Origin of the sequence: Streptomyces marokkonensis (assembly GCF_039539045.1) — a bacterium.
GTDB classification, from domain to species: domain Bacteria; phylum Actinomycetota; class Actinomycetes; order Streptomycetales; family Streptomycetaceae; genus Streptomyces; species Streptomyces marokkonensis.
In genome coordinates, this window is record NZ_BAABCQ010000333.1 from 1 (window position 1) to 2,879 (window position 2,879).

Annotated in this window: 1 protein-coding gene; it reads right to left on the reverse strand. The window is 74.5% G+C overall.

Annotation, left to right across the window (positions count from 1 at the left end):
- Nucleotides 1-2,879: type I polyketide synthase (locus tag ABEA26_RS35590; protein ID WP_345598162.1), on the reverse strand; the 2,879-nt coding region annotated here is incomplete at both ends.

Consider the following 2,879-nt stretch of genomic DNA (forward strand, 5'->3'; position numbering starts at 1 on the left):
GAACTCGGCGTCGAAGTCCGCCGCGTCACGCAGGAAGCCTCCCTCCCGGGTGTAGCTGGTGCCCCACTGGTCGGGGTCGGGGTCGTAGAGGTTCTCCACGTCCCAGCCACGGTCGTCGGGGAAGTCCGAGACGGCGTCGTGGCCGGAGAACACCAGCTGCCACAGGTCCTCGGGCGAGCGCACGCCACCGGGGTAGCGGCAGGCCATGGAGACGATCGCGAGCGGCTCGTCCGCCGGTCCACCGGCCGCGGCCGTGGCCACCGGCGCGGCTGCCGCCTCCTCACCGGAGCCCATGGCCTCGGCGGTCAGGTAGTGGGCGAGGGCGATCGGGTTCGGATAGTCGAAAGTCAAGGTGGCGGGCAGGCGCATACCGACGGCCGCGTTGAGCCGGTTGCGCAGTTCGACGGCGGTCAGGGAGTCGAACCCGATCTGCTTGAAGGAGTCATCGGCACCGACCGACTGCGCACCGGCGTGTCCGAGCACGGCGGCGACCTCGGTGACCACCAGGTCCAGCACCGCCTGCTCGCGCTCGGCCTCCGGCAACCCGGCCAGCCGCTGCCCCAGCGAACCCTTCGGCGCGGTCCGCGCCGCACGCCGCGCCGGTGCGACCCGCACCAAGCCGCGCAGGACCGACGGCACGGTCCCGCCCTGCCCGTCGCGGAACACGGAGGTGTCGAGCCGGACCGGGAGAACCACCGCCCGGCCGGTGGCCAGCGCCGCGTCGAACAGCCGCAGGCCGTCCGCCGCGGGGATCGCGGCAAGGCCCATGCGCCTGATGCGGGCGAGATCGGTGTGGTCGAGGCCGCCGGTCATGGCGCTCTCGCTGGCCTGCGACCACAGGCCCCAGGCCAGCGAAGTGGCCTGCAGACCCGCGGCTCGGCGGTGCTCGGCGAGGGCGTCGAGGAAGGTGTTGGCGGCGGCGTAGTTGGCCTGGCCGGGCGTGCCCAGGGTGCCCGCGACCGAGGAGAACAGTATGAACGCGGCCAGGTCACCGCACAGTTCACCGCCCAGGTCGTGCAGGTTCAGCGCCGCCTCCACCTTCGGGCGGAACACTGCGTCCAGCCGTTCGTGGGTCAGCGAGCCGATGGTTCCGTCGTCCAGTACGCCAGCGGTGTGGACGATCGCGGACAGGTTCCGTCCGGGCCCGGTCAGGAGGGCGCGGACGGCATCTCGGTCGGCCACGTCGCACGCGGCCCATGTGACGTCGGCGCCCCGCGCGGTCAGCTCGGCGGTGAGTCCGGCCGCGCCGGGCGCGTCCCCTCCGCGGCGGCTGACGAGCAGCAGGCTCCGTACGCCGTGCTCGGCGACCAGGTGCCGGGCGAGCAGCCCGCCGAGCCCTCCCGACGCGCCGGTCAGCAGGACGGTGCCGGTGCCGAGGCCCGGCAGCTCCGGCTCCGCGTCCGGCGCGGGGACGCGGGCCAGCCTCGCCACCCGGGCCTCGCCGTCCGTGTGCACCACGGCCTGCGGTTCACCCGATGCGAGCAGACCGGGCAGCACCCGGGCGAGAGCGGCGGTGTCCACAGCGCCGGCGGGGTCCGTCTGCTGGTCTCCGGCTGCTTCGACCAGCACGATGCGGTCGGGGTGCTCGCTCTGCGCCGAACGCACCAGCCCGCGGACCGCCGACTGGGCCAGGTCGTCGGTGCGCGTGACCAGCACCAGGCGGGCGGTGCGCTCCTCGGCCAGCCACCACTGCAGCAGGTCCAGGACGGCGTGGCCGACCTCGTGGACCCGGGTGGCCAGGTCGGTGCCGGTCCCCGCCGGGCACGGCACCACGACGGCGTCGGGTGCGCTTTCCATGTCGCGCAGAGCGGCGAGGCTCTCGTACGTCTCGATGCTCACGCCGTCCGGCGCGGCCGGCAGGTCGACCGGCACCCACTCCAGGCCGAGGACGGTGTCACCGGTGCCGGCACCAGCGCGCAACTGGTCGGCGGACACCGGGCGCAGCGTCAGCGCGCCGACCTGCGCGACCGGCTCGCCGGTGCCGTCGGCCAGCGTCACCGTCACCGTCGAGGAGCCGGTGCGCGTGACCTTCACCCGCAGGCCGGAAGCTCCGGCAGCCGTCAGGCGCACACCGCTCCAGGCGAACGGCAGCAGTCCATTGCCCGTTCCGGCCTCAGGCTCGACCGCGCCCAGCCAGATCGTGTGCAGGGCAGCGTCGAACAGCGCGGGGTGCAGGCCGTAAGCGGCCGCGTCCGTCCCCTCCGCGTCGGGCAGTTCGACCTCGGCGAAGAAGTCGTCCCCGCTCCGCCACGCGGCGCGCAGCCCCTGGAAGAGGGGGCCGTAGTCGAGCCGCAGGCCGGCGAGGCGGTCGTAGAAGCCGTCGAGGTCGACCGGCTCGGCACCGGCGGGCGGCCACGCGGCGAGCGACCCCTCCACGGGCTGCGCTGCGGCGGCGGTCAGCGAGCCGGACGCGTGCCGGACCCATGGCCACTCGGCATCGTCCTCGTGGGCGTGCCCGCTCTCGCTCCGTGAGTGCACGGTCAGCGGTCTGCGGCCCGAGCCGTCGTCGGCGCCGACGCGCACTTGCAGGGCGACGCCGCCACGCTCGGGCACGAGCAGCGGTGTCTCCAGCGTCAGTTCTTCCAGCAGGTCGCAGCCCACGGTGTCGGCAGCGGTGATCGCCAGCTCGACGAAAGCGGTCCCCGGCAGGAGCGCGACCCCGGCGACGGCGTGGTCCACCAGCCACGGGAGCGTGTGGGTCGAGAGCCGCCCGGTGAACAGGTATCCGTCGCCGTCCGCCAGTGGCACGGCGGCACCCAGGAACGGGTGACCGGCCTGGCCCTGGCCCACCGCTCGCATGTCGCCGGCGGTGGAGGCGGGGGCGTCGAGCCAGTAGCGTTCGCGCTGGAAGGCGTAGGTGGGCAGGTCGACGCGGCGGG